The sequence below is a fragment of the Xenorhabdus bakwenae genome (genome assembly GCF_030272115.1).
Lineage (GTDB): Bacteria > Pseudomonadota > Gammaproteobacteria > Enterobacterales > Enterobacteriaceae > Xenorhabdus > Xenorhabdus bakwenae.
This window is the reverse complement of sequence record NZ_CP119194.1, coordinates 2,676,768-2,702,373: the sequence shown is the minus strand read 5'-3', so window position 1 is coordinate 2,702,373 and position 25,606 is coordinate 2,676,768. Positions and strand designations below refer to the sequence as shown.

General features: G+C 46.2%; 22 protein-coding genes and 3 pseudogenes. 20 read left to right on the top strand and 5 right to left on the bottom strand.

All coding sequences use genetic code 11. From position 1 onward, the window contains the following. The first annotated feature begins 17 nt into the window (after positions 1-17). The 16 genes from mutL (at position 18) to cysQ (ending at position 15,859) form a co-directional block, all read left to right on the top strand. Positions 18-1,883, top strand: coding sequence for a DNA mismatch repair endonuclease MutL (mutL, locus tag PXH59_RS13600; RefSeq protein ID WP_285808789.1), 1,866 nt, complete (start codon positions 18-20; stop codon positions 1,881-1,883). Next, positions 1,876-2,817: a tRNA (adenosine(37)-N6)-dimethylallyltransferase MiaA gene (gene miaA, locus PXH59_RS13595; RefSeq protein WP_047766283.1), complete on the top strand. Its 942-nt coding sequence runs from the start codon at positions 1,876-1,878 to the stop codon at positions 2,815-2,817. The genes mutL and miaA overlap by 8 nt, the downstream gene beginning before the upstream one ends. 121 nt (positions 2,818-2,938) lie before the next feature. Next, positions 2,939-3,241, top strand: a complete 303-nt coding sequence (gene hfq, locus PXH59_RS13590) for an RNA chaperone Hfq (RefSeq protein ID WP_047766282.1) — start codon at positions 2,939-2,941, stop codon at positions 3,239-3,241. 95 nt (positions 3,242-3,336) lie between these two features. Beyond that, positions 3,337-4,617, top strand: coding sequence for a ribosome rescue GTPase HflX (hflX, locus tag PXH59_RS13585; RefSeq protein ID WP_047766281.1), 1,281 nt, complete (start codon positions 3,337-3,339; stop codon positions 4,615-4,617). Between the two features lie 322 nt (positions 4,618-4,939). Then, positions 4,940-6,151, top strand: a complete 1,212-nt coding sequence (hflK, locus tag PXH59_RS13580) for an FtsH protease activity modulator HflK (protein WP_047766280.1) — start codon at positions 4,940-4,942, stop codon at positions 6,149-6,151. A 2-nt stretch (positions 6,152-6,153) separates the two neighbouring features. Then, positions 6,154-7,143, top strand: coding sequence for a protease modulator HflC (gene hflC, locus PXH59_RS13575; RefSeq protein ID WP_285808788.1), 990 nt, complete (start codon positions 6,154-6,156; stop codon positions 7,141-7,143). Between the two features lie 190 nt (positions 7,144-7,333). Next, complete coding sequence (locus tag PXH59_RS13570) at positions 7,334-8,632, top strand: adenylosuccinate synthase (RefSeq protein WP_285808787.1); 1,299 nt, start codon at positions 7,334-7,336, stop codon at positions 8,630-8,632. Positions 8,633-8,809: 177 nt separating this feature from the next. Then, entirely contained in the window at positions 8,810-9,229 is a 420-nt protein-coding gene (gene nsrR, locus PXH59_RS13565) for a nitric oxide-sensing transcriptional repressor NsrR (RefSeq protein ID WP_047766277.1), read from the top strand. Between the two features lie 44 nt (positions 9,230-9,273). Then, positions 9,274-11,721, top strand: coding sequence for a ribonuclease R (gene rnr, locus PXH59_RS13560; protein ID WP_285808786.1), 2,448 nt, complete (start codon positions 9,274-9,276; stop codon positions 11,719-11,721). A 107-nt stretch (positions 11,722-11,828) separates the two neighbouring features. Next, positions 11,829-12,566, top strand: coding sequence for a 23S rRNA (guanosine(2251)-2'-O)-methyltransferase RlmB (gene rlmB, locus PXH59_RS13555; RefSeq protein WP_047766275.1), 738 nt, complete (start codon positions 11,829-11,831; stop codon positions 12,564-12,566). A 132-nt stretch (positions 12,567-12,698) separates the two neighbouring features. Further along, positions 12,699-13,097, top strand: a complete 399-nt coding sequence (gene rpsF, locus PXH59_RS13550; RefSeq protein ID WP_047766274.1) for a 30S ribosomal protein S6 — start codon at positions 12,699-12,701, stop codon at positions 13,095-13,097. A gap of 5 nt (positions 13,098-13,102) precedes the next feature. Next, positions 13,103-13,420, top strand: a complete 318-nt coding sequence (gene priB / locus PXH59_RS13545) for a primosomal replication protein N (protein ID WP_047766273.1) — start codon at positions 13,103-13,105, stop codon at positions 13,418-13,420. A gap of 4 nt (positions 13,421-13,424) precedes the next feature. Further along, positions 13,425-13,652: a 30S ribosomal protein S18 gene (gene rpsR / locus PXH59_RS13540; protein WP_000135199.1), complete on the top strand. Its 228-nt coding sequence runs from the start codon at positions 13,425-13,427 to the stop codon at positions 13,650-13,652. A 38-nt stretch (positions 13,653-13,690) separates the two neighbouring features. Further along, positions 13,691-14,143, top strand: a complete 453-nt coding sequence (gene rplI, locus PXH59_RS13535; RefSeq protein ID WP_047766272.1) for a 50S ribosomal protein L9 — start codon at positions 13,691-13,693, stop codon at positions 14,141-14,143. Between the two features lie 212 nt (positions 14,144-14,355). After that, positions 14,356-14,976, top strand: a complete 621-nt coding sequence (bamJ, locus tag PXH59_RS13530) for a BamJ family beta-barrel-assembly machinery protein (protein WP_047766271.1) — start codon at positions 14,356-14,358, stop codon at positions 14,974-14,976. Between the two features lie 139 nt (positions 14,977-15,115). After that, positions 15,116-15,859, top strand: a complete 744-nt coding sequence (gene cysQ, locus PXH59_RS13525; protein WP_285808783.1) for a 3'(2'),5'-bisphosphate nucleotidase CysQ — start codon at positions 15,116-15,118, stop codon at positions 15,857-15,859. 74 nt (positions 15,860-15,933) lie between these two features. On the opposite strand, the gene PXH59_RS13520 is transcribed toward cysQ, so the two are convergent. Further along, positions 15,934-16,506: a YtfJ family protein gene (locus PXH59_RS13520; protein ID WP_285808781.1), complete on the bottom strand. Its 573-nt coding sequence runs from the start codon at positions 16,504-16,506 to the stop codon at positions 15,934-15,936. A 325-nt stretch (positions 16,507-16,831) separates the two neighbouring features. On the opposite strand from PXH59_RS13520, the gene PXH59_RS13515 reads away from it, so the two are divergent. Continuing rightward, positions 16,832-17,038: a DUF1107 domain-containing protein gene (locus PXH59_RS13515; protein WP_047766268.1), complete on the top strand. Its 207-nt coding sequence runs from the start codon at positions 16,832-16,834 to the stop codon at positions 17,036-17,038. A gap of 105 nt (positions 17,039-17,143) precedes the next feature. On the opposite strand, the gene PXH59_RS13510 is transcribed toward PXH59_RS13515, so the two are convergent. The 3 genes and pseudogenes from PXH59_RS13510 to msrA form a co-directional block, all read right to left on the bottom strand. After that, positions 17,144-17,584, bottom strand: coding sequence for a type II toxin-antitoxin system HicB family antitoxin (locus PXH59_RS13510; RefSeq protein WP_285808778.1), 441 nt, complete (start codon positions 17,582-17,584; stop codon positions 17,144-17,146). A gap of 71 nt (positions 17,585-17,655) precedes the next feature. Continuing rightward, positions 17,656-17,778 (bottom strand): annotated as a pseudogene (locus PXH59_RS20120) (type II toxin-antitoxin system HicA family toxin); the annotation flags it as partial. A gap of 474 nt (positions 17,779-18,252) precedes the next feature. Further along, on the bottom strand, positions 18,253-18,900 hold the full coding sequence (gene msrA / locus PXH59_RS13500; protein WP_047766267.1) for a peptide-methionine (S)-S-oxide reductase MsrA: 648 nt from the start codon (positions 18,898-18,900) through the stop codon (positions 18,253-18,255). A gap of 148 nt (positions 18,901-19,048) precedes the next feature. Between msrA and tamA the strand changes: the two genes are divergently transcribed. From tamA to PXH59_RS13485, 3 genes and pseudogenes are all read left to right on the top strand, one after another. Further along, complete coding sequence (gene tamA, locus PXH59_RS13495) at positions 19,049-20,782, top strand: autotransporter assembly complex protein TamA (RefSeq protein ID WP_285811787.1); 1,734 nt, start codon at positions 19,049-19,051, stop codon at positions 20,780-20,782. Further along, positions 20,779-24,565 (top strand): annotated as a pseudogene (gene tamB / locus PXH59_RS13490) (autotransporter assembly complex protein TamB). Before tamA ends, tamB begins: the two are co-directional and overlap by 4 nt. 2 nt (positions 24,566-24,567) lie before the next feature. After that, a pseudogene (locus PXH59_RS13485) lies at positions 24,568-24,916 on the top strand (gamma-glutamylcyclotransferase family protein). Between the two features lie 90 nt (positions 24,917-25,006). Here the strand turns inward: PXH59_RS13485 and ppa are convergent. Further along, complete coding sequence (ppa, locus tag PXH59_RS13480) at positions 25,007-25,537, bottom strand: inorganic diphosphatase (protein WP_285808774.1); 531 nt, start codon at positions 25,535-25,537, stop codon at positions 25,007-25,009. Positions 25,538-25,606: the final 69 nt, after the last annotated feature.

Below are 25,606 nucleotides of genomic sequence, written 5' to 3'. Positions count from 1 at the left end.
GTAGGTAAGGTCACATTATGGCTATCAAGATATTACCCCCACAATTGGCAAACCAGATTGCTGCGGGTGAAGTGGTTGAACGCCCTTCTTCTGTAGTGAAAGAGTTAGTGGAAAATAGTCTTGATGCCGGTGCAACCCGTATTGATATTGATATTGAACGGGGTGGCGCAAAGCTTATCCGTATCCGCGATAATGGCTGTGGGATAGCCAAACAGGATTTGATGCTGGCACTGGCGCGCCATGCGACCAGTAAAATTGCTTCATTGGATGATTTGGAAGCGATTGTCAGCATGGGGTTCCGTGGGGAAGCCTTAGCGAGTATCAGCTCGGTTTCAAGGCTGACATTAACTTCCCGTCCTGAAAGTCAGGCAGAAGCGTGGCAATCTTATGCCGAAGGCCGTGATATGGAGGTCACGGTAAAACCTGCCGCTCATCCTGTGGGGACAACGGTTGAAGTGTTGGATCTGTTTTATAACACGCCTGCCCGTCGAAAATTCCTGAGAACAGAAAAAACGGAATTTGGCCATATTGATGAAATAGTGCGTCGTATCGCTTTGGCGCGGTTGGATGTCGCCATTAACCTGAATCACAATGGGAAATTGATGCGCCAGTACCGTCCCGCTAAAGAGAAATCTCAGCATGAACGGCGTCTGGCAGCCATTTGTGGGACCGCTTTTGTGCAACAGGCGCTGGCGTTGTCATGGCAGCATGATTCCTTGTCTATTAAGGGCTGGGTTGTCGATCCGGTGAATCCGGCCGTGAGCGAGATCCAATATTGCTATGTCAATGGGCGTATGATGCGGGATCGCCTGCTTAATCATGCGATTCGTCAGGCTTATCAGGATTTGATTAAGGGTGAGCAACAACCCGCTTATGTTTTGTATCTCGAAATCGATCCACGCCAGGTGGATGTCAATGTACATCCGGCCAAACATGAAGTGCGTTTCCATCAAGCCCGCCTGGTACATGATTTTATTTATCAGGGGGTGGCTGCGGTATTGAAACAACGCGGCACGGGAGATGAATTGGCGCTCGGCTGTCAGGAGAGTGTTACAAGCTGGGTGCCGGAGAATCGCCCTTCTGCGGGAGAAAACCATTTTACCCGTAAGCGTGTTGAACAAGCGGATGAGGCCTCTTCACGACGTCATGAGCATCATGATCGTGGTACGCAACAAATACATCATGGGGAAAGCTACCAGAAAAAACAGGGGGAGTTGTACCAAAAAATGATGCAATTCTCCCCGGAAGAAAAACGCCCATTATTTCCAGAGCGGGGTGTGCGGGAAGGTGTATCGGTTTCTGCGACTCCTGTGCCATCGGGGCAGGGGAAACATAGCTTTGGAAAAGTATTGTGTATCTATGCAGGTTGTTATGCTTTGCTCGAATCGCCATTGGGAATCGGGCTGCTTTCTCTGCCAGTTGCAGGGCGCTGGCTGAAACAGGCGCAACTGACCCCCGGAGAACAGGGGCTGAAATCCCAGCCATTATTGATCCCGCTAAAACTGGCTCTCAATCAGTCAGAAACGCATGTCTTAAAGCAGAATAGTGACTTGTTAAAGACTTTTGGTATTGAATCGGCAGTCGCACATGGAAAAGTAACCATTCATGCGGTATCGTTGCCTCTGCGTCAACAGAACCTGCCGAAACTCTTGCCGGAACTGTTGGGTTATCTTGGGGAACAGTCAGCCGCTTCTGTTGAGCAAGTTGCCAGTTGGCTTTCCCGTCACGTGGATAGTGAGCATGAAACGTGGAACATCGCGCAAGCTGTCCAGCTTTTGGCTGATGTCGAACGCCTTTGCCCTCAGCTGGTGGGATCGCCGCCGGATGGGTTATTACAGTTAATTGATTTACAAGCAGTGGTGGCATTCCTTAATCATGAGTGATTTAAAAACTCAACACCTGCCGACAGCCATTTTTATCATGGGACCGACGGCTTCAGGGAAAACGGCGTTATCGATCGCCTTGCGCCGGCATCTTCCGGTTGAATTAATCAGTGTCGATTCTGCGTTAATTTATCGTGGAATGGATATTGGGACAGCAAAACCTTCCGCAGAAGAGCAGGCTCTGGCACCTCATCGTTTGATCGATATTCTTGACCCTGCGGCAGTCTATTCTGCTGCTGATTTTCGCCGTGATGCATTGCAAGAAATGGCTGAAATCACGGCGGCTGGGAGAATACCACTCCTGGTTGGTGGAACCATGCTATATTTCAAAGCATTGTTGGAAGGATTATCGCCTTTACCTTCCGCAGAGCCTGAGATGAGGGCGCAGATTGAACAACAGGCCGCAGAGCTAGGATGGGACGAATTACATCGACAATTACAGGAAATTGATCCCGTTTCTGCGGCAAGGATTCATCCTAATGATCCACAACGTCTTACTCGTGCACTGGAAGTTTTTCGGATTTCGGGTAAAACTCTAACTGAGTTGACTGAAACGTCTGGAGAAATATTGCCTTATCGAGTTCATCAATTTGCGATCGCGCCGACAAGTCGTGAAATGTTGCATCAGCGTATCGCAGCCCGTTTTGAACAAATGATCAAATCAGGGTTTGAAGATGAGGTAAAAGCACTTTATGCTCGTAGTGATTTGCATACCGATTTACCCTCCATTCGTTGTGTTGGTTATCGTCAGATGTGGTCTTACCTCGCGGGCGAAATCTCTCATGATGAGATGGTTTATCGTGGTATCTGTGCGACACGCCAATTGGCGAAGCGTCAGATCACGTGGCTCAGGAGTTGGGACAATGTGGCGTGGTTGGATAGCGATCAACCTAAACAAAACCTAAACACAGTCATGCAGGTTGTTAGTACATAAATTTATTGATTGTGTACAATTGATCAGTACCAGTGATCAATACAAAGTGTCATTTTTGAGTAGTTAATTTTTCGAACCAACAGGTTCTTAGTGAAAAACAACAAAATAAGGAAAATATAGAATGGCTAAGGGGCAATCTCTGCAAGATCCATTCCTGAACGCTTTACGACGTGAAAGGGTCCCGGTTTCTATTTATTTGGTCAATGGCATCAAATTACAGGGTCAGATTGAATCTTTTGACCAGTTTGTCATTTTACTGAAGAACACGGTGAGCCAGATGGTTTATAAGCATGCCATCTCTACTGTTGTGCCTTCCCGTCCAGTGTCTCATCATGGTAACAACCCGAATGTGCCGACTGGCGTTGGTAATTATCATGCTGGCACGAACTCGGCAGTACAACAGGAAAGCGATGGCGCTGAATAAATCAGCTGCCGTGCCTGAAAATAAAAACATAGGTAGGGAGACTTTACCTATGTTTTTTCTTATTGGATTTTTACCCAGCCTGAGGGGTTGCACCGTTGTTTGATCGTTATGAAGGCGGAGAGTTAGCCGTTCTGGTGCATGTTTTCTTCTCACAGGAAAAAGATACGGAAAATCTCAGTGAATTCGAGTCATTGGTAACTTCCGCAGGTGTTTCTCCTGTGCAGATTGTAACCGGAAGCCGGAAGGCACCTCATCCGAAATATTTTGTCGGAGAGGGCAAGGCAGAGGAAATTGCTGAAGCTGTCAAAAACAGCGGTGCAGATGTGGTGTTATTTAACCATACCCTCAGTCCTGCTCAGGAACGTAATCTTGAACGCTTGTGTCAATGCCGTGTCGTTGATCGCACGGGCGTGATTCTGGATATTTTTGCCCAACGGGCAAGGACGCACGAAGGCAAGTTGCAAGTCGAACTGGCACAGTTGCGTCATCTGTCCACCCGTCTGGTTCGAGGCTGGACTCACCTTGAACGCCAAAAAGGGGGGATCGGGCTGCGTGGGCCTGGGGAAACCCAGTTGGAAAGTGACCGCCGTATGCTGCGTGACAAAATCAAACAGATTTTGGGGCGCCTCAACAAAGTTGAAAAGCAGCGTGAACAGGGGCGTCAGGCACGTAATAAAGCCGATATCCCCACCGTCTCTCTTGTCGGTTACACCAATGCCGGAAAGTCCAGTCTATTCAATAAAATCACTTCTGCCGATGTTTATGCGGCTGACCAGCTTTTTGCCACTCTGGATCCGACATTGCGCCGAATAGAGGTGGATGATGTTGGTACGGTTGTTTTGGCTGATACAGTGGGTTTTATCCGCCATTTACCCCATGATTTGGTGGCAGCGTTCAAGGCGACTTTGCAGGAAACTCGGCAGGCGAGATTATTACTGCATGTGGTTGATGCGGCTGATCCTCGCTTCGATGAAAACATTATCGCTGTTGACTGTGTTCTTGAAGAGATTGAATCCAATGAGATCCCTTCGCTGATGGTGATGAATAAAATCGATATGTTAGAAGATTTTATTCCACGCATTGATCGTGATGAAGAAAATCGTCCGGTCAGAGTTTGGTTATCTGCACAAACCGGCGCAGGTATTCCTTTATTATTGCAGGCATTGACTGAGCGCCTTTCAGGTGAAATTGCGCACTATAAATTGCATCTTCCACCTGAAGCAGGGCGTTTGCGTAGCCGTTTTTATCAGCTTCAGGCCATTGAACGTGAATGGATGGAAGAAAATGGTCAGGTTGGTGTTGAAGTCAGAATGCCAATGGTCGATTGGCGCCGTCTGTGCAAACAAGAACCAAAATTACCCGACTATGTTGTCTGATTGATTGGCGCAGGACAACAAACAAGGTATCATTTTATCCGTCATTTCAAGGTGCTTATAGTGATGGAGTGGCAGAGATGAAATGGCGGTGATGAAATGACTGTGCCAAAATTGCAGTAACAGGATCAGCACTGTCAAAAGTTATCACCCAATAATATTGGTTGCTTACAAAAACGATGAAGTTCGTCGTTTCTGCCCACGGAGGCCGTTGTCAAACCTGTCAGGGACAGGCAACGGTCTGTGAAGTGGGAAGCCTCACCCATCTGGGTGGAGAGCAGTCACCTCTGAAAAACCAGTAAAAACTAGAAAGTGGAGCTAAAACATGGCGTGGAATCAGCCCGGTAATAACGGACAAGACCGCGACCCGTGGGGAAGCAGCAATAATAATGGCGGCAACTCCGGCGGCAACAATAAAGGTGGTCGTAACCGTGGGGCAACTGATCTCGACGATCTGTTCCGTAAGCTGAGTGAAAAACTCGGTGGTCTCGGTGGAAACAAAGGTGGAAATGGTTCTGGGCAGAACCCTAAACTTGGCGGGCGTCTTATTGGTCTTGCCGTTGCTGCTGCAATTGCTGTTTGGGTTGTCAGTGGTTTTTATACGATTAAAGAATCGGATCGTGGTGTCGTTACTCGATTTGGTAAGTTTAGTCATGTTGTACAGCCCGGCTTGAATTGGAAAATGACGTTTATCGATCAAGTCAGGCCTGTTAACATTGAGTCTGTGCGCGATTTGGCAACGACCGGTGCCATGCTGACCTCAGATGAAAACGTGGTATTGGCTGAAATGAACGTCCAATACCGCGTGACTGATCCATCCGCTTATCTCTTCAGCGTTACCAATCCTGATGATAGCTTGCGTCAAGCTACAGACAGTGCCGTGCGCGGTGTTGTTGGTAAATATTCGATGGAAACCAACCTGACGGAAGGACGTACTGTTGTCCGTAACGATACTCAGAAAGTGCTGGAAGAGACGATCCGTCCATACCATATGGGCATTACTGTGGTCGATGTAAACTTCCAGGCCGCCCGTCCGCCAGAAGAGGTTAAAGCTGCATTCGATGATGTGATCGCAGCACGTGAACAGAAGCAGCAAACCATTCGTGAATCTCGAGCTTACGAGAACGAAGTATTACCTAAAGCGAAAGGTGAAGCGCAGCGTATTATTGAAGATGCCAAAGCCTATAAAGTTAGCGCGGTATTGAATGCGAAGGGTGAAGTGGCGAGTTTTGCCAAAATCTTACCTGAATATAAGGCGGCGCCAGAAATTACGCGTGAACGTTTGTATATCGAGACGATGGAACGTGTGTTGAGCAATACACGTAAAGTCATTGCAAGCGACAAGAGTAACAACGTGCTGTTATTGCCATTAGATAACGTGGTGAAAGATCAGGCGAAAGTTCAGCAACATATATCCAGTAACACGGCAGTGCAGAAAATGATCCGTCAGAATCAACCTACGCCACAACGGGAATCTAACACTTATGGTGGTAGCGATAACCTGCGCGGTGATTCGGTCAGAACAGGGAGACCATAATCATGCGTAATTCATTCATTGTTGTAATTATTGCGGTATTGGTTGTTCTCTATTCATCAATCTTTACTGTAAAAGAAGGTGAACGTGGCATTGTACTGCGTTTTAGTAAGGTTGTACGTGATGCAGAGAATAAACCGATCATTTATGAGCCGGGCCTGCATTTCAAAATTCCGTTTGTAGAAACAGTTAAAACCCTTGATGCCCGTATCCAGACGATGGATATCAAGGCTGACCGTTTCCTGACACGTGAAAATAAGGACCTGATCGTTGATTCTTATTTGAAGTGGCGCATTAATGATTTCAGCCGTTACTATCTGGCTACCGGTGGCGGTGATATTAACCGGGCTGAAATAATGCTGAGACGTAAATTCAGTGACCGCTTGCGTTCTGAAATTGGTCGTCTTGATGTGCGCGGTATTGTGACTGATTCCCGTGGTCGTTTAACTACCGATGTGCGTGATGCCCTGAATCAGGGGACTCACGAAGAGAATGATGCAACTGATGTCGATACTGTCATTGCATCGGCTGCGGCCTTGGTAGAAAAAGAGACGAAAGGCAAGCAACCTGCCATCAATCCAAACAGTATGGCGGCGTTAGGTATTGAGGTTGTTGACGTTCGTATCAAACAGATCAACTTGCCACAGGAAATTTCAGAAGCGATTTACCAGCGTATGCGTGCTGACCGTGAAGCCGAAGCGCGTCTCCTGCGTTCCGAAGGTTCGGAAGAAGCGGAAAAGATCCGGGCTGCTGCTGATAAAACAGCAACTGAAATCAGGGCAGAAGCACAGAGTGAAGCACTGGTTTTACATGGTGAAGGTGATGCGGAAGCCACAAAACTCTTTGCGGATGCATTCAATCAGGACCCCGAATTCTATGCATTTATCCGTAGCCTGCGTGCTTACGAGAAGAGCTTCAAGAATGACGGTAATGATGTCATGGTACTCAGTCCAGATACTGACTTCTTCCGTTATATGAAAGCCCCTGCGAAGTAATGTCCTCTTAACTTACTGTAAGCCACTGTAGAAAAAGACAGTGGCTTTTATATACCGCTATAATTACCAATTGTTTATTCATTATCCTATTTATATAACTAAAAGAAATAACAAGAAGTAATAAAAAATACTGAAAGGTGCTAAATGAGATGGTAGAATCCATTTTTAAGCAACCGAGTGAACTTTTGAAATGAGTAAGAACGTTGTCGTATTGGGCACCCAATGGGGTGACGAGGGCAAGGGTAAAATCGTCGACTTGCTGACTGAACGGGCTAAATACGTAGTTCGTTATCAAGGGGGCCATAACGCGGGCCATACACTAGTCATCAACGGTGAAAAAACCGTTCTCCACTTAATTCCATCCGGGATCTTACGTGAAAATGTCATTAGCATTATCGCAAATGGGGTCGTTTTAGCACCAGATGCTTTGATGAAAGAGATGAAAGAGCTTGAATCACGTGGGATCCCTGTACGTGAGCGCCTGCTTATTTCTGAAGCTTGTCCGCTGATCCTGCCTTACCATGTTGCATTGGATAACGCCCGCGAAAAAGCGCGTGGAGCCAAGGCGATTGGGACAACAGGTCGTGGTATTGGTCCTGCGTACGAAGACAAAGTCGCACGCCGTGGCTTGCGTGTGGGTGATCTGTTTGATAAAGAAACTTTCGCTGTCAAACTGAAAGAAATCATCGACTACCACAACTTCCAGTTAGTTAACTACTACAACGAACCTGCCGTTGATTACCAGAAAACCTTAGATGACATTTTGGCTGTTGCCGATATCCTGACGGGCATGGTAGTTGACGTTTCTGACTTGCTGTATAAAGCAACCCAGAAAGGTGAATTGGTAATGTTTGAAGGTGCGCAGGGTACTCTGTTGGATATCGACCACGGTACTTATCCTTATGTGACTTCTTCCAACACCACTGCGGGTGGCGTTGCAACGGGTTCTGGCCTGGGTCCACGTTATGTTGGTTATGTACTGGGTATCATCAAGGCTTACTCTACTCGTGTAGGGGCCGGCCCATTTCCCACTGAGCTGTTTGATGAAACAGGTGAATACCTGCGTCAGAAAGGTCAGGAATTTGGCGCGACGACAGGTCGTAGCCGTCGTACTGGCTGGTTGGATATCGTAGCTATTCGTCGTGCGATCCAAATCAACTCTCTGTCTGGCTTCTGCATGACCAAACTGGATGTGCTGGATGGCTTGAAAGAAGTGAAAATCTGCGTGGGTTATCGCCTGCCTGATGGCACGGTCATTGACACGACGCCACTGGCCGCAGAAAACTGGGAAGGTCTTGAAGCAGTCTATGAAGCTCTGCCTGGTTGGGATGACAGTACTTTTGGCGTGAAAGATCACAGCCAGTTGCCACAAGCAGCATTGAACTACATCAAACGTGTAGAAGAGCTGACAGGCGTTCCTGTTGATATTATTTCTACAGGCCCAGATCGTGCGGAAACCATGATCCTGCGTGATCCCTTTGATGCTTAATCGATAGATTCACCTTTTATGCGCACATGACCGGGCTTATTGCCCGGTTTTTGTTTTCTCCCGTTTTGCTTAATTTTTAAAATACCCACATAATGATGATTAACTAACGAAAACCAATAAACATACATTTTTTGGTGCCAAATAAGCTCCGTTATATTCAGTCTCCCAGAGGTGAGTGTGCAGTTAACCAGTTTTACCGATTATGGATTACGTGCTTTGATTTATATGGCCTCTCTACCAGAAGGCCAAATGACGAGTATTACAGAAGTCACTGAAGTTTATGGTGTTTCACGTAACCATATGGTAAAAATTATCAATCAGCTGAGTCATTTAGGATTAGTGAATGCTGTCAGGGGGAAAAATGGCGGCATCAGTTTAGGGAAACCTGCCAACGAGATCAAAATTGGTGATGTAGTTCGCTCATTAGAACCTCTGTCATTGGTTAACTGTAGTGCCTGTCAAATCACGCCTGCATGTCGCTTAAAGTCGGTCTTGAATCAAGCGGTAGAAAATTTTTTGGAAGAGTTGGATAAACATACTGTGGCCGATATGGTCAAAGACAATCGTCCCCTTTATCAATTACTTTTGGTTAAGTGACGCAAGGGGATAAACAGCTTGCTGATGACAATAGAGGAATGATGATGTCAAAAGATCCTTTTCAGGAACGAGAAGCTGCAAAATACGAATCTCCTATCCCAAGCCGTGAATACATCTTGGATATCATTTCTAAACACGCCACGCCGGTAAGCCGTCAGGAACTCGCACAGGAACTTCAGTTAACCACTCCAGATGCACTGGAAGCACTGCGCCGCCGTTTGCGGGCAATGGAACGTGATGGGCAGTTGGTTTTTACCCGCCGGCAATGTTATGCGTTACCAGAGCGGCTGGATTTATTGAAAGGCACGGTGATTGGACACCGCGATGGCTATGGTTTTCTGCGTGTGGAAGGCCATAAAGAAGACTATTACCTGCCAGCCGACCAGATGAAAATGGCGATCCACGGCGAGGTGGTACTGGCACAGCCCTTGCAACCAGACAGAAAAGGTCGCGTTGAAGTGCGTATCGTGCGGGTTTTGGAACCCAAGAATAGCCAGATTGTTGGCCGGTATTTTATGGATGCGGGTATGGGATTTGTCGTCCCTGATGATAGCCGTCTCTGTTTCGATATCTTGATCCCAAAAGAAGCAACTTGCGGGGCAAGAATGGGGAATGTCGTGGTGGTTGAATTGACAAATCGCCCGACTCGTCGGACTAAAGCCATTGGTAAAATTGTTGAAGTGCTGGGTGAAACCATGGGAACGAACATGGCGGTTGAGATCGCACTGCGTACCCATGAAATTCCCCATAGCTGGCCACCGATGGTAGAAAAACAGATTGCGGGTTTGGCTGAACATGTACCGGAATCAGCCAAACAAGGCCGTGTAGATTTACGAGCGTTGCCGTTGGTGACGATTGATGGCGAAGATGCACGAGACTTTGATGATGCGGTGTATTGCGAAAGAAAACGGGGTGGCGGTTGGCGATTGTGGGTAGCGATTGCTGATGTCAGCTACTATGTTCGCCCGCAAACCGCTTTGGATATGGAAGCACGCAGCCGTGGTAACTCGGTTTACTTCCCATCCCAGGTTGTCCCTATGCTGCCGGAAGTACTGTCTAACGGGTTGTGCTCCCTCAATCCAGAAGTTGATCGCCTGTGTATGGTGTGTGAAATGACGGTCTCCGACCAGGGCAAGCTCTCTTCCTACAAGTTTTATGAAGCGGTGATGAATTCACACGCCCGTTTGACCTATACCAAAGTCTGGAAGATTTTGCAGGGGGATCAAGAGTTGCGTGAGCACTATAAGCCGCTGGTGCAACCTATTGAATATCTGCATGAGCTTTATCAGGCACTGGAACAAGCGCGTGAACAGCGTGGCGCTATTTCGTTTGAATCGGAAGAAGCCAAGTTTATCTTTAATGCAGAGCGTCGCATTGAGCGCATAGAACCCGTGGTACGCAACGATGCGCATAAACTTATCGAAGAGTGTATGATCCTGGCGAATATTGCCGCAGCCCGTTTTGTTGAAAAACACCATGAGCCAGCGTTATATCGCATCCATGATCGACCAAGAGAAGAGAGTATCCTGAACCTGCGTTCAGTCTTCAATGAGTTAGGATTGAGTTTGTTGGGTGGCCTGACACCAGAACCGAAAGATTATGCGCAATTGATGAAACAAGTCGCGGATCGCCCCGATCACGAGTTACTGCAAACGATGCTGTTGCGCTCTATGAAGCAGGCGATCTATGAGCCGGAGAATCGGGGGCATTTTGGTTTAGCATTGCGCTCTTATTCTCATTTCACTTCGCCAATCCGCCGCTACCCTGATTTGGCTTTGCATCGTGCGATTAAGTACTTATTGGCACAAGAAAATGGTGTTATTGAGCATCACGGGACGCCAACAGGGGGTTGGCACAACGATATGGAGCAAATGCTGCAATTGGGTGACCACTGTTCCATGACTGAGCGCCGTGCTGACGAAGCGACAAGGGATGTGGCCGACTGGCTGAAATGTGATTTCATGCAAGATCAGGTGGGTAATGTTTTTACCGGATTGATTACCAGCGTGACAGGTTTCGGTTTCTTTGTTCGCTTAAATGATCTGTTTATTGATGGCTTGGTACATGTTTCGACGTTGAATAACGATTATTATCGATATGATAACGTCGGCCAGCGTTTGATTGGTGAGTCTTCTGGAACAACTTATCGCCTCGGTGATGAAGTCGAGATTCGGGTGGAAGCGGTTCATATGGATGAACGCAATATTGATTTTGCCTTACTTTCAACAACCCGTACAGCGCGTAATCAAGGCAAGACGGCACGCGATAAGGCGAAAAAAGGTACGCCAGAGCGTAAAAGTGGTAAAAAAGGTCGTGATCATAAAAAATCAGCCAATTTTGAGTCAGATAGCGCCTTTCGTAAAAAGAAAAGTACGGAAAAGCCTAAAGAATCTAAGCCAGGCAAAAAGAAAAAACCGTCAAGCAAGACTCAAAAAATTACGGCAAAACTGAAAGCGAAGCGTGCAAAAAAAACGCAAGCTGATCGCGAGTAAAAACGAGCCGGGAAAAATTAATCCGTACAATCATCAAACAGGGTGGCTTCTGCCGCCCACTATTTTCGGTATCTTAAAGATATTAGTGAGTTAGGTATCAGTGAGTCATGAGTGAAATTATCTACGGTATCCATGCCGTTAAAGCCTTGCTGGAGCGCGATCCACAACGTTTCATGGAAGTTTATGTGTTGAAAGGGCGTGAAGATCGCCGTTTAACCCCATTATTGCAGGAGTTGGAAAGTACCGGTATCGCAGTACAAATTGCCAACCGCCAATGGTTGGATACCCAAACAGAAGGGGCCGTTCATCAAGGGATCATTGCTCGAGTCAAGCCAGGGCGTCAGTATCAGGAAAATGATCTGCCGGATTTGTTATCTCGGCGGGAGCGCCCGTTTCTGCTGGTACTGGATGGTGTCACTGATCCCCATAACCTGGGCGCTTGCTTGCGTACCGCAGATGCGGCGGGGGTTGATGCCGTTATTGTTCCCCGTGATCGTTCTGCACAATTGAATGCTACCGCCAAAAAAGTGGCCTGTGGTGCGGCAGAAAGTGTACCGCTGATCCGTGTGACTAACCTTGCCCGAACCCTGCGTTTACTGCAAGAACACAATGTCTGGATTGTCGGAACGGCGGGTGAAGCCACGCATGATTTATACGAAAGCAAGTTGACGGGACCGATGGCGCTGGTGATGGGCGCGGAAGGTGAGGGAATGCGTCGATTGACGCGCGAACATTGTGACGAATTGATCAGTATTCCCATGGCGGGTTCAGTCTCTTCTTTGAATGTATCGGTTGCAACAGGGGTATGCTTGTTTGAAATTGTGCGCCAGAGAAGTGCCCGGTAATTCTTTATTGAGTTTTTTGTATTGTACGGGTATAGTGACGCGTCGATTTTTCAGCCGTACTAAACACGTTCCTTGCCTCCATGGGCCACGGCTGACCCTGACAGGAGGCTGAATAATCCGTAAGGAGCAATAATGCGTCATTACGAAATCGTTTTTATGGTTCACCCTGACCAAAGCGAACAGGTTCCGGGCATGATCGAGCGTTACAGTGCGACTATCACTAACGCGCAAGGTCAGATTCACCGTCTGGAAGACTGGGGTCGTCGTCAACTGGCTTACCCAATCAACAAACTGCACAAGGCTCACTACGTTCTGATGAACGTTGAAGCGCCACAAGAAGCGATTGATGAGCTGGAAACTAACTTCCGCTTCAACGACGCCGTTATCCGCAGCATGGTTATGCGCGTTAAGCACGCAGTAACTGAAGCATCACCAATGGTTAAGGCTAAAGACGAACGTCGCGGCCGTGATCTGGTCTTGGAAGAAGACTTGGTTGATGATGCTGATGAAGCTGGGGATTCTGAAGAGTAATTACCGTGACAACCAATCGTTTGGTGCTCACAGGCACAGTGTGCAAGGCACCGATACGAAAAGTCAGTCCATCTGGTATTCCACATTGTCAGTTTGTGCTTGAACATCGTTCACAGCAACAGGAAGCCGGATTCAGCAGGCAATCATGGTGCAGAATGCCCGTTATTGCCAGCGGACAGTTGTTACAGGAATATACTCGCAGTATAACGGTCGGCAGTCGAATAACTGTTTCAGGATTCATTAATGCCCACTATGGGCGCAATGGTCTTAGCAAACTGGTTCTACATGCCGAGCAGATTGAATTGATAGATTCTGGAGACTAGCCAAATGGCACGTTATTTCCGTCGTCGCAAGTTCTGCCGCTTCACCGCGGAAGGCGTACAAGAGATCGATTATAAAGATATTGCTACGCTGAAAAACTACATTACCGAAAGCGGTAAAATTGTACCAAGCCGTATTACTGGCACTCGTGCAAAATACCAGCGTCAGCTCGCTCGTGCTATCAAGCGTGCGCGCTATCTGTCTCTGTTGCCTTACACTGATCGTCATCAGTAATAGGCTCAGTCCATTAACGACTCTGAGAGGATAAGGTAATGCAAATTATTCTGCTTGATAAAGTAGCGAACCTGGGTAGCCTGGGTGACCAAGTTAACGTTAAAGCGGGTTATGCCCGTAACTTCTTAGTCCCACAGGGCAAAGCTGTTCCTGCCACTAAGAAAAACATCGAATTCTTCGAAGCTCGTCGTGCTGAACTGGAAGCTAAACTGGCTGACGTTCTGGCAGCAGCACAAGCTCGTGCAGATAAAATCAACGCACTGGGTTCTGTCACTATCGCTTCTAAAGCGGGTGACGAAGGTAAACTGTTCGGTTCTATCGGTACTCGTGATATCGCTGATGCAGTGACTGCGGCTGGCGTTGAAGTATCTAAGAGCGAAGTTCGCCTGTCTAACGGCGTTCTGCGTACTGTTGGTGAACACGAAGTTCACTTCCAGGTACACAGCGATGTATTCGCACAATTGAACGTTAACATTGTTCCAGAAGCTTAATCGTTGATTAGCTGAAGAACATGTGACAAAAAACGCCGGCAATGCCGGCGTTTTTTGTTTTGTGCCGAAAAAACTGCCCTAAATATCAGGCTCAACAGTTGTTATACGCCAATAATTGGTGTTTACATTATTATTACCCACCTTCACGCGTTTACCCATCCGGACGGTGCTGTTATGCTTGAGTTTTCACTCATTTAATAACAGGTACTTTCATGACAAAACCTTCTTTTGAGTCTATTGAAGCGCGGGCAAGTTACGGTATTGGTTTGCAGGTTGGGCAGCAGTTACAGGAATCGGGTTTACAAGGGTTAGAACCAGAAGCCCTGTTGGCAGGACTGTGTGATGCGCTGGAAAGCCGTTCCCCTGCTATTCCTGTAGAAGAGCTGCATCGTGCGCTACGTGAAATTCATGAACGTGCTGATAGTGTTCGTCGTGAACGTCAGCAGGCGATGGCAGAAGAAGGCAAAAAATTTCTGGCAGACAATATTCAGCGTGAAGGCGTAAGCAGTACTGAGTCTGGCCTACAATTTTCTGTCCTGACACAAGGTGAAGGCGCTATCCCTGCCCGTACTGACCGTGTTCGCGTTCACTATACCGGCCGCCTGATCGATGGCACTGTCTTTGATAGTTCAGTACAGCGCGGTACACCGGCAGAATTTCCTGTTAGTGGTGTGATTCCGGGTTGGATTGAAGCGTTGACCTTGATGCCAGTCGGTTCCAAATGGGAACTCTATATTCCGCACAATCTGGCTTATGGTGAGCGTGGGGCAGGTGCATCCATTCCACCTTATAGCACGCTGATTTTTGAAGTGGAATTATTGGAAATTCTGTAACTTATTGAATAGCCGGTTAACCGGCTATTTTTTAGATGTATTTGGGAATGATGAATAAAATATTCGCCATTCCGGTAAAAAATGCGTTAAAAATGGTGCTTCAAATGGTATAGCCAAACAACAAACGCAGAGGTGTATGATGCTACAACAGATCTGCCAATTGGCACGGGAAGCAGGCGCGGCGATCATGGAGGTCTATCAGGCTGAGAAACCGTTGCAAGTAAAGCATAAAATGGATGATTCACCTGTTACTGCTGCGGATATTGCCGCTCATAAGATCATTAAAGCGGGATTGTTGCGCATTGCACCTGATATCCCGTTGTTATCAGAAGAAGATCCACCTGCATGGGAAGAGCGGAAAAATTGGCAGCGTTATTGGCTGGTTGATCCATTGGATGGCACGAAAGAATTTATTCGCCGCAATGGTGAATTTACCGTCAATATTGCATTGATAGAAAATGGTGTACCTGTGATGGGGGTTGTCTATGTCCCGGTACAGAATGTCTTATATTTAGGGCAAGGGCGCCAGGCATGGAAAGAGACCAATGGTCAGATGCTTCCTATTAAAATTATGCAGGCGAAGCCTCCCGTTGTGGTAGTCAGCCGTTCTCACAAGGACGATGAGGAATTGCAAGACTATCTTTCCCAGCTAGGGATACACAATACACTTGAGGTAGGATCTTCACTTAAATTTTGTATGGTTGCCGAGGGAAAAGCCCAACTTTATCCACGCTTTGGGCCGACTAATATCTGGGATACGGGTGCCGGCCATGCCATTGCTATTGCTGCTGGGGCACATGTGACGGACTGGGAAGGGAAAACCCTCAATTACACGCCGCGTGAATCTTTCCTGAACCCAGGGTTCAGAGTCAGCGTTTTTTAATACGAAAGCGATAATGTGAAGGTGATAATGGCTCACAATGGGGGAACCATTATCACTGTACGGTATTGAATAGGCTATTTTTCCAATTCTTCTTTAATTAGGCTGATAACGTGTGTAATGTCTTCGTCACTTAATTTGCCATCTTTGACGAATTTCACCTTACCGTTTTTATCCAGCACAATGATTGCCGAACTTTTGGGTTCCAGCCCCCAGGCCTTTTTAACCAGCCCGTTACTATCGACAATGAATTGTGACCACGGGAACTGTTTTTTGCTGTCTTCAATACTATTGCGAACAAAAATACCAGTACCAAAAATAGCATCATCGGTATTCACGATGCTGGTGGTTTGATATTTATCCTTGGGTAAATCAGCATCCTTCAATGCTTGAATCAAGGGATCATTCATCTCTTTTGCGGAACTACGACCGGCAATATGTTGGATAGTCCTGACTTTTCCCAGAAGTTCGGTATTGCTCCAATTTTGGTAGTTGAACTTACCCTCGTTTAGCAACAGCTCACCCTTATCTGTCACGCTGACAGCGGGAACAGGTTGTTCTAAGGTGATGTTATGAGCGAACGCAAATATTGACGTTATACTCAATATTGCAGATAACCCGATCTTTATTAAAATATTGTTTTTTAACATATTTATTCCTTATTTGTCATGGTGTGGCATGTTATCAGGGAATGACATATTCAGCATAGCGCTTGTTAACTGGTCTGTCCTCAATAAAACAAACAATTTGATAACATTTGGAATAATGTACTAAGTAAACAAGAGGATGATGCAATATAATGCTCATTAATATCATTATATTATATCAAAATAGTGATTGAATCTTAATATTGAGGGGAACAAATTTCCATATACGGAGTCTATACAGTTGGCATAACAACGATGCATTTATGGAGTCACTAGATGCGATGCCGTAGCAATAGTACCGTAAGAAGCATGGGAGGAAAAAACAGAGATGAAAATTTTTCGCCATTATAACTCAATGAAAATTGCTCTCTACGTAAAAACCCTATTTCGTGGGCGGTTATACATTAAGGACATGGGCGCGTTTGAATTCAATTATGGAAAGATTTTACCCCCGAAAATCAAAGATAAACGCCATTTCCATGTGATGAGTGAAGTTAATCAGCAAGTATTGCGTTTACAGACTGAAATGGGGTGACTGTTTGTCATTGCTCATCGGTTAATAGCAATGTAATAAAATCAATGCGATATATAAAATGAGTATAATAAACGGCCTTGCGGCCGTTTTTTGATCGTGAATTATTTATACTGTTGCGGTCATTACAGAAATTCCCACATTGCGGTTTAGTTGGTGTAATGCCAATTCGACGGTTTCAATTTTTGATGAATGCTCAACATCAAGTAATCGATCGATTTGTGCGGGTTTTTGTCCCATTTTTCTGGCTAATTCAGCTTTGCGTGTGCCAGTTTCTATCATGGCATTATGCAAAGCGGCTTTCATTGCTACCAGCACAGGTACATTAACAACGTATTCACCATCAAGTGGAGCACTACCCAGAGGAATAGGGCGGCGTTCCTCAATTTCCATTGCTATAGCTGTTACCACACCTTCAACAGCCTCTAAAAGGGCCTCATCAATAGAGTCCCCCACTGAGTTCATCAGGGGTAAGTCACGGCATGATACGACGTAAGCTCCTGTCGATTTATCATGCTCTAATTTAACTGGGTAATGGTATATGGACATTTGACTACCTTTGTTTGATTTTTCGGCTAAAATTACCAAAATATATTGATATTAATTTTTTATTTTGAGGCTCATAGCCCTAGGTCCTTTAATATCTTCTTGCGGAGCGGCTCTGGCATTTCTTTGGAACCGTGATCGGGAAAAACTGAACGTCGGCCATTCAAACTAACTTTTTGGTGACTGCCACCACCAGGTGCTTTTTTGAACTCAGTTCCCTGTTGTAGTAATCATCGCTTAAACTCACTGTACTTCATTTGCTCTCCTTAACCAACGCTATAATTATAACGTATAAGTTAAATAAATTAACAATAAAGTAAAAAAGAAAAACAAAAATGTTTATTTTAAGGATGGGTTGCCGATTTCTCCAGAGTTACGGTCAGTGTCATTAAAACTAATAATACGATGAAATTTAATGGAATGAGGAAGGTATGACTATCCTTGTTCTTATATAAAACTATCACCTTGTGGACGGCTGCGAGTCCCTATCTTAATATCAAAAGACAGCATACAGCCTTTTAGTTTATTAACTTCAGACGTAAATACTTCACTTATTATTCGTTAAAGTTCAAGGTAATTTCATCCTACTTTGGCTGAGTAGTAAATTCGAATCTACGACAGGTTCTTTGGCAGTTAACCCAACAGTCATACCATTGGGCTAACTCAATCAGCTAGTTTCTGAGTGTGGGCGGGAAGCAGATCCCCGTCCCCCCTAAGCCACAATACCCTTCGGGGTTTTTGTGGAGGTATTGCTGGTGATAATCCTCGGCAAAATAGAATGGCCCTGCTGCACGAATTTCCGTCGTGATGGTGCGTTGATCATTATTTTGCGTCAGCGCTTGCTGGTATTGTTCCCGGCTGGCAATGGCCTGTTCATACTGTTGTGGTGAAATCGGGTACAGAACGGAACGGTATTGAGTACCAATATCACCATGTTGACGCATACCCTGAGCAGGATCGTGATTTTCCCAGAACAGGGTGAGTAATTGAGAATAGGTAATTTGGGTTGGATCAAAAACGATCCTGACTACTTCGGCATGACCCGTCAAGCCAGTACACACTTCTTCATAAGTTGGGTTTGGCGTAGTGCCACCGCTGTAACCTGCGGAAGTCGTGTAAACGCCGTTCTGTTGCCAGAAAAGACGCTCTACGCCCCAGAAACATCCCATGCCTACATAGGCGATTTCCATCTTTTCAGGAATGTTCTCTATCGCATGCTGTGTAATGTCATGGTAGGGTGATACGGTTAATGGAGTGGTTCTACCCGGTATGGCATCTGGTGCAGAAACATGTTGTTTTTCATTGGTTGAATTTGGCAAGATTCTCTCCTCTATATCCACAAGTTTTATGATTATATGTTGCTTGTATATTGTTAAAACTTTACCAGAATTAATTCATTGCGGCATTTTTATGTTGTTGAATTTTATTCAACAGATAGATAAATATTAGGAGTTCGAGTGTCACGATATCCCCTCATATTTGCGCTTTTTTTTCTCTATCGTCACGCCATCAGCTTATAGTGCAAATTTACGATTGAAACTGGAGGGGCTTTCTGGTGAATTAGAAAAAAATGCCAGAGTGCAACTTTCAAATATCAGTACCGATGAAGTTGCTCCTGATGGCCGTTTTCGTGCCCGTGTGGAGAAAGCGATACGACAGGGGCTTCGTCCATTGGGATATTATGCTCCCACTGTCGAGTTTACCTATCAAGAGAATATTCCTCCCGCTCGTCCTGTTTTAACTGCAAAGGTGACACTGGGTGAACCGGTAAGGGTCGCTAAAGTGAATGTTGCTTTGGAGGGAGGCGCTAAAACAGATAAAGATTATGCCGCCCTGATCAAAAAAAATAGGCCAAAAGAAGGGACAATACTCAACCACGGTGAATATGAAGATTTTAAAAGTTCATTGACGAATCTGGCAGTTAAGAAAGGCTATTTCGATGCCTTAATGAAAAGAAGTGAGTTGGGGGTAGCAAAAGATCTGCACGAATCTATTTGGGATTTTGATTTCGATAGCGGCCAACGCTATCGTTTTGGGCCAGTGGCATTTCACGGTTCGCAAATTCGTGAAACTTACCTGGATAACCTTATTCCTTTCAAATCAGGCGAATATTATACCTCAGAACAATTAGCCGAATTTAATCGTCGTTTGGTCGATACCGGATGGTTCAATTCTGCGGTTGTTGTGCCCGATTTTAAAACAGGTCGTGAGAGTAAAGATAAGATATTGCCATTAAATGCGTCCTTAGTGCCTCGTTCTGCCAACTATGTTGAATTGGGAGGCGGTTATGGAACGGATGTCGGGCCTCGTGTTCAGGCTAAATGGAAAAAACCGTGGCTTAATCCGCGTGGACACAGTTTGAGTACCAGCCTTAACCTTTCTGCCCGCGATCAAATCATTGACGCATCCTACAAAATGCCGCTTAAAGTCAACCCACTGGAAGAATATTATCAGTTACAAACGGGTTATCGACGTAAAGATATTAACGATACTATTTCGGATACGGCAACGTTGAATCTTTCCCGTAATTGGGATCGTTTTACGGGTTGGCAGTACAGCGTTAATCTGCGCTGGAGCCTGAGCCACTTTACCCAGGCTAAAGTCACCAATACTACCATGCTGCTTTATCCGGGATTCAGTCTCAGTCGCATTCGCCAGCGTGGTGGCACGATGCCTTATTGGGGGGATAGCCAGCGTTATTCGATTGATATTTCTGATACAACCTGGCAGTCCAATGTCGATTTTTTGGTGTTACAGGCACACCACGTCTGGATAAGAACTTATCGGGAGAATCACCGTTTTGTGGTACGGGCAGATTTGGGCTGGATAGAGACGAATGAATTCAACAAAGTACCACCGGATCTGCGCTTCTTTGCCGGGGGGGATCGCAGTATTCGGGGTTATGAGTACCAGAAAATCTCACCAAAAGACAGTGCAGGGAAATTAGTCGGGGCATCAAAATTGGCGGTTGGCTCGCTGGAGTATCAATACAATATTTATGGTAATTGGTGGAGTGCATTGTTTGTCGATTCCGGTGAAGCGCTGGATGACATCAGAAAGAATAATTTTAAAACCGGTGCGGGAATTGGCGTGCGCTGGGCATCACCGATTGGCCCGATAAAATTTGATTTGGCAACGCCAATCGGAGATCCAGATAGTCATAATGTGGAATTTTATATTGGTTTAGGGGCTGAACTATGAAGTGGGCAAAAAGGGTGAGTATTGCTTTCCTGCTGATTGTTAGCCTGTTATTGGTGGCAGTTGCCGGGCTGGTTGGCACGCAAACGGGCTTGCATTTTGTGATCAACAGTGCAGCACGTTGGGTTCCCGGATTGGATATTGCGGGAGTCAGCGGAACCTGGCGCGATTTAACGTTAAAAGGCGTCAAATATCAGATGCCGGGGGTTAACGTTAATGCGGATAATTTGCACCTCTCTATCCGGCTCTCCTGCCTGAAACACAGCCAGGTGTGTGTCAATGCTTTGACCACTGAAGGTGTTACTGTTTCGGTGAATACCGCTGAACTTCCTCCATCGGCACCTGAGACTGAATCGGCACCATTGACTGAATTGCAAACACCGTATCCTGTCTCACTGGATTTGCTTTCCTTGAAAAACATTCATGTGCAGGTAGATGGGATCGCCATTGCGTTGGATGAATTTAAAACGGCAGCTCAGTGGCAGGAAAAACGACTGATATTAAAACCGACGGAAATTAATAACCTGTTAGTGGCATTGCCAAAAAGTGCACCTGAAAAAATCGGTATAACACAAAAAGTTAGCCAGCAGGCTAAACCGGAAAAATCTCTGGGCGAAACGTTGAAAGCGCTGTTTGCCCAACCGTTGTTAACAGAGTTACCCCATATTCCCATTCCGCTTGATATCACGCTGGAAAGCATCCACGGCAGTCAGCTTCATTTAACCGGTGCTACCGATATCAAGATTAACGATTTGCGGCTACAGGCCAGTAATCAGGGGCAGGCAGTCGAGATAAAAACGTTAAGCGCACAGGCACCGGAAGGCTCACTGGCGATACAGGGGACGGCAAAACTGGCTGAACAATGGCCAGTGAATCTGGTGGTTAAGGGTCAGGTCGATAATTTAAATCATATCAATCTGGATGATTTAACAGGGCAACAGATTGATTTAACGCTAAAAGGTGCGTTATTACAGCAGCTTGATCTCGCATTGCATCTTTCCGGCCCTGTTGTCGCCAGTTTGGATGCTCAGACTGAATTGGCAAAAGCCGGCTTGCCTGTACGTCTGACAGTGAAAAGCCAGCAACTGCAATGGCCGCTGCAAGGCAAGCCAGAATATCAACTTGATGGCGTCAAATTGCGCCTGAATGGTCAAGCAAGCCACTACGATCTTTCTCTCCGTTCGGATATTAAGGGCCATGATCTTCCGCCGGCATCGTTAATGTTGGATGCAAAAGGCAATGAAGAATTACTGAAGTTAACGCGTTTGCGTTTGGTGGCCTTGCAAGGTAAAGCCGATATGGTCGGCGTGGTTGATTGGAGTAAAGCCATTAGCTGGAATGCCAAACTCATTTTGGAGGGTATTAATACGGCCAAACAGTGGCCGGAATGGCCCGCCAGGCTAGACGGTAACTTGGCCGTGCGTGGCAGCCTGTATGGCGGAAGCTGGCAGCTCCGGATCCCTGAAATTGTCCTTGATGGTCATGTGAAGGAGAATGCCATCAAAGCCCGTGGCAAGGCATCGGGTAATGCAGCAGGCCAGTGGGATATTCCCCAACTCGATCTTGCCGTTGGGCGTAATACGCTGAATATACAGGGGCAGCTTACGGATCAGGCGTGGAAACTGGATGGTGAAATTAATGCACCGCAATTAACGGGCTTACTGCCGGGTCTGGCTGGCTTTATTACGGGTGAAGTTAAACTGCGCGGCAATATGCAAGCCCCCCAAATCATGGCGGATTTGAATGCACGTGGGTTGCGTTGGCAGAATGAGTTAAGGGTGGATAGCGCCACGATCAAAGGTAATGTACGTTCGGCTGAACAGCTCCAGGGGCAGTTATCGGTTGTTGTGCGGCAATTGCAGCAGGCGGATTTAACCATCAAGAACCTGACGCTCAACGCACAAGGCACAGAAAGGAAGCACGATTTACAACTGAAAATCGAAGGAACGCCGGTATCAGGCCAATTGGCACTTCATGGCAGCTTTGATCGTCAAAAGGAGCACTGGCAAGGCAGTATCAACCATACTGATTTTAATACGCCTGTCGGTGAATGGCGTTTAAGCAAAGCGATAGCCATTGATTACTTCAACTTGCAACAAAAGGCCATCGTGGGCACTCACTGTTGGCTTAACCCCAATGCACAACTTTGTATTGCAAAACCCATTGAGGCGGGAAGGCGCGGTCATGCTCAAGTGGCACTTGAACGCTTTGATCTGGCTATGATCCGACCATTCCTTGATAAAAGCACCCAACTTAAGGGCGTATTCAATGGTAATGCTGAGATCAGATGGACAGCAGAGCAGGGGTTGCCCCAGGTAAAAGTGGCGCTTCAAGGGAATGGGGTACAAATTCGTCAGGTTGTGGAAGGTAATACATTACCGGTTAATTTTGACACACTCACCTTGAATGCAGGGCTGGCAGATGGCAAAGCGAATTTGGCATGGTTATTCAAATTGGCGGGCAACGGGCAGTTAAAAGGCGATGTGCAGGTCGCTGATTTAGAAGGCAGCCGAAAATTAGCGGGGAATGTCGATATTCAGGCACTTTCCTTAGGATTGGTTAAACCGATTTTGGGTAAAGGTGAAAAAGCGGAGGGGGGGATTAAGTGCGAATTTACGTATTGGTGGTAATGCCAGAAACCCGCTGCTATTTGGTCAACTTAACGCGAACGCCCTGCAAATGAGCAGTCATTGGCTGCCATTCGATATCACCCAAGGCCAGTTAGCCGTTCATTTTGCCGGTGCCAGCTCTGATATGCATGGCATGATTAGAACGCCCAAAGGGCAACTAAACCTGAATGGTTATGCTGACTGGCGCAACGTGAATGCCTGGTATGCCAGAGTGACAGCTAATGGTGACCAGTTACGTATCACGGTTCCGCCGATGGTGAAGGTGGATGTCAGCCCAAATTTGGTGCTGGAGGCAGAACCAAACCTGTTGAAACTTGACGGTAATGTAAATATCCCGTGGGCACGAATTACGGTTCAGGAGTTACCGGAATCAGCGGTAGGTGTTTCGGCTGATGAAGTGATGCTGAATAATCACCTCCAGCCAATTGAGAAGAAAAAATCACCAATTTTGATACAAAGTAACTTAAATGTTCATATTGGTAATGATGTACGCCTGAGTGCATTTGGTTTGAAAGCGCAGCTTAAAGGCGATCTGAAAGTCCTTCAAGATCAGCAGGGATTAGGCTTGAATGGCCAGATTGATATTCCGGAAGGGAATTTCCACGCTTATGGGCAGGATTTGCAAGTGCGTAAGGGAACCATTATGTTCTCTGGCCCGCCCGATCAGCCATTATTGAATATTGAAGCTATCCGTAATCCAGAATCGACAGCCAACAAAGTCATCGCGGGTGTGCGTGTTACCGGATTGGCAGATAAACCGAAAGTAGACGTTTTTTCTGATCCGGTAAAATCTCAACAGGAAGCCTTGTCTTATTTGTTACGTGGTCAGGGGTTGGAAAAAGGGGATTCTGACAACTCACAAATGGCGGCTATGCTGATTGGATTAGGGATTGCTCAGAGTGGTCAATTAGTCGGTAAGATTGGGGAAACTTTTGGTGTCTCTGATTTGGCTCTGGATACTCAAGGGGTGGGTGATAAATCCCAGGTGGTTGTCAGTGGCAGAATTACCAACGACTTACAAGTGAAGTATGGTGTGGGTATTTTTGATTCTTTGGCAACATTGACATTACGTTATCGTGTGATGCCAAGATTGTATCTGGAGGCAGTATCTGGTATTGATCAGGCTTTAGATCTGCTCTATGAGTTTGAGTTTTAAAGATGCGAGTTATTGTTTATGGTAGCCTGAGGCGAAAACAAGGCAATCACCACTGGATGACGGACGCCCAATTGTTGGGAGAGCACCGATTAGCAGGTTATGAAATTTATGATCTGGGGCACTATCCGGCGGTTATCCGTGGCGAAGGAACAATCGAGTGTGAAATCTATCGTATTACGCCATCCATCCTGACAGAATTGGATGAGTTGAAAAAAAAACGCTCAGGAGTACCAAAGAGAACTGATTGAAACACCGTATGGCAAGGCATGGATTTACCTTTATCAATTGTCTGTTGAGGGATTGTGTAGGATAAACTGCGGTGACTGGCTGAAACGCTACGAAGAAAAGTAACATTAGAAAACCGAACGACAAACCAAAAACCGCTGTCCCTGATTGGGGCAGCGGTTTTTGGCAATGAAAACCTGTTATTTCCTGTCAGGATTATTTTTTAGCTGCGCGTTCGAAAGAAGACAGGATTTCAGCCTTGGCGGCTTCAACATTATCCCAGCCCTCAACTTTAACCCACTTGCCTTTTTCCAGATCCTTGTAGTGTTCGAAGAAGTGAGTGATTTGGGCACGCAGCAGCTCCGGCAGATCGTTCACATCTTTGATGTGATCATATTCTTTGCTCAGTTTGGTATGAGGAACAGCCACTAGTTTTGCATCTTCACCGGATTCGTCAGTCATTTTCAGGACACCAACCGGACGACAGCGGATAACAGAACCTGGCTGCAATGGGTAGGGTGTCGGCACTAATACGTCAACCGGGTCACCATCAAGAGACAGGGTATTGTTGATATAACCGTAGTTACATGGGTAGAACATTGCACTTGACATGAAACGGTCTACAAACAGGGCACCAGACTCTTTGTCTACTTCATATTTGATGGGATCTGCATTTGCGGGGATCTCAATGATGACATAAATATCTTCAGGTAGCTCTTTGCCAGCCGGTACATTATTCAGGCTCATAAAACGGTTTCCTTCAATTTTAAACCAAAATGGAGTGCGGGGTATTATAGCCAAAACAGGCCAGAATTC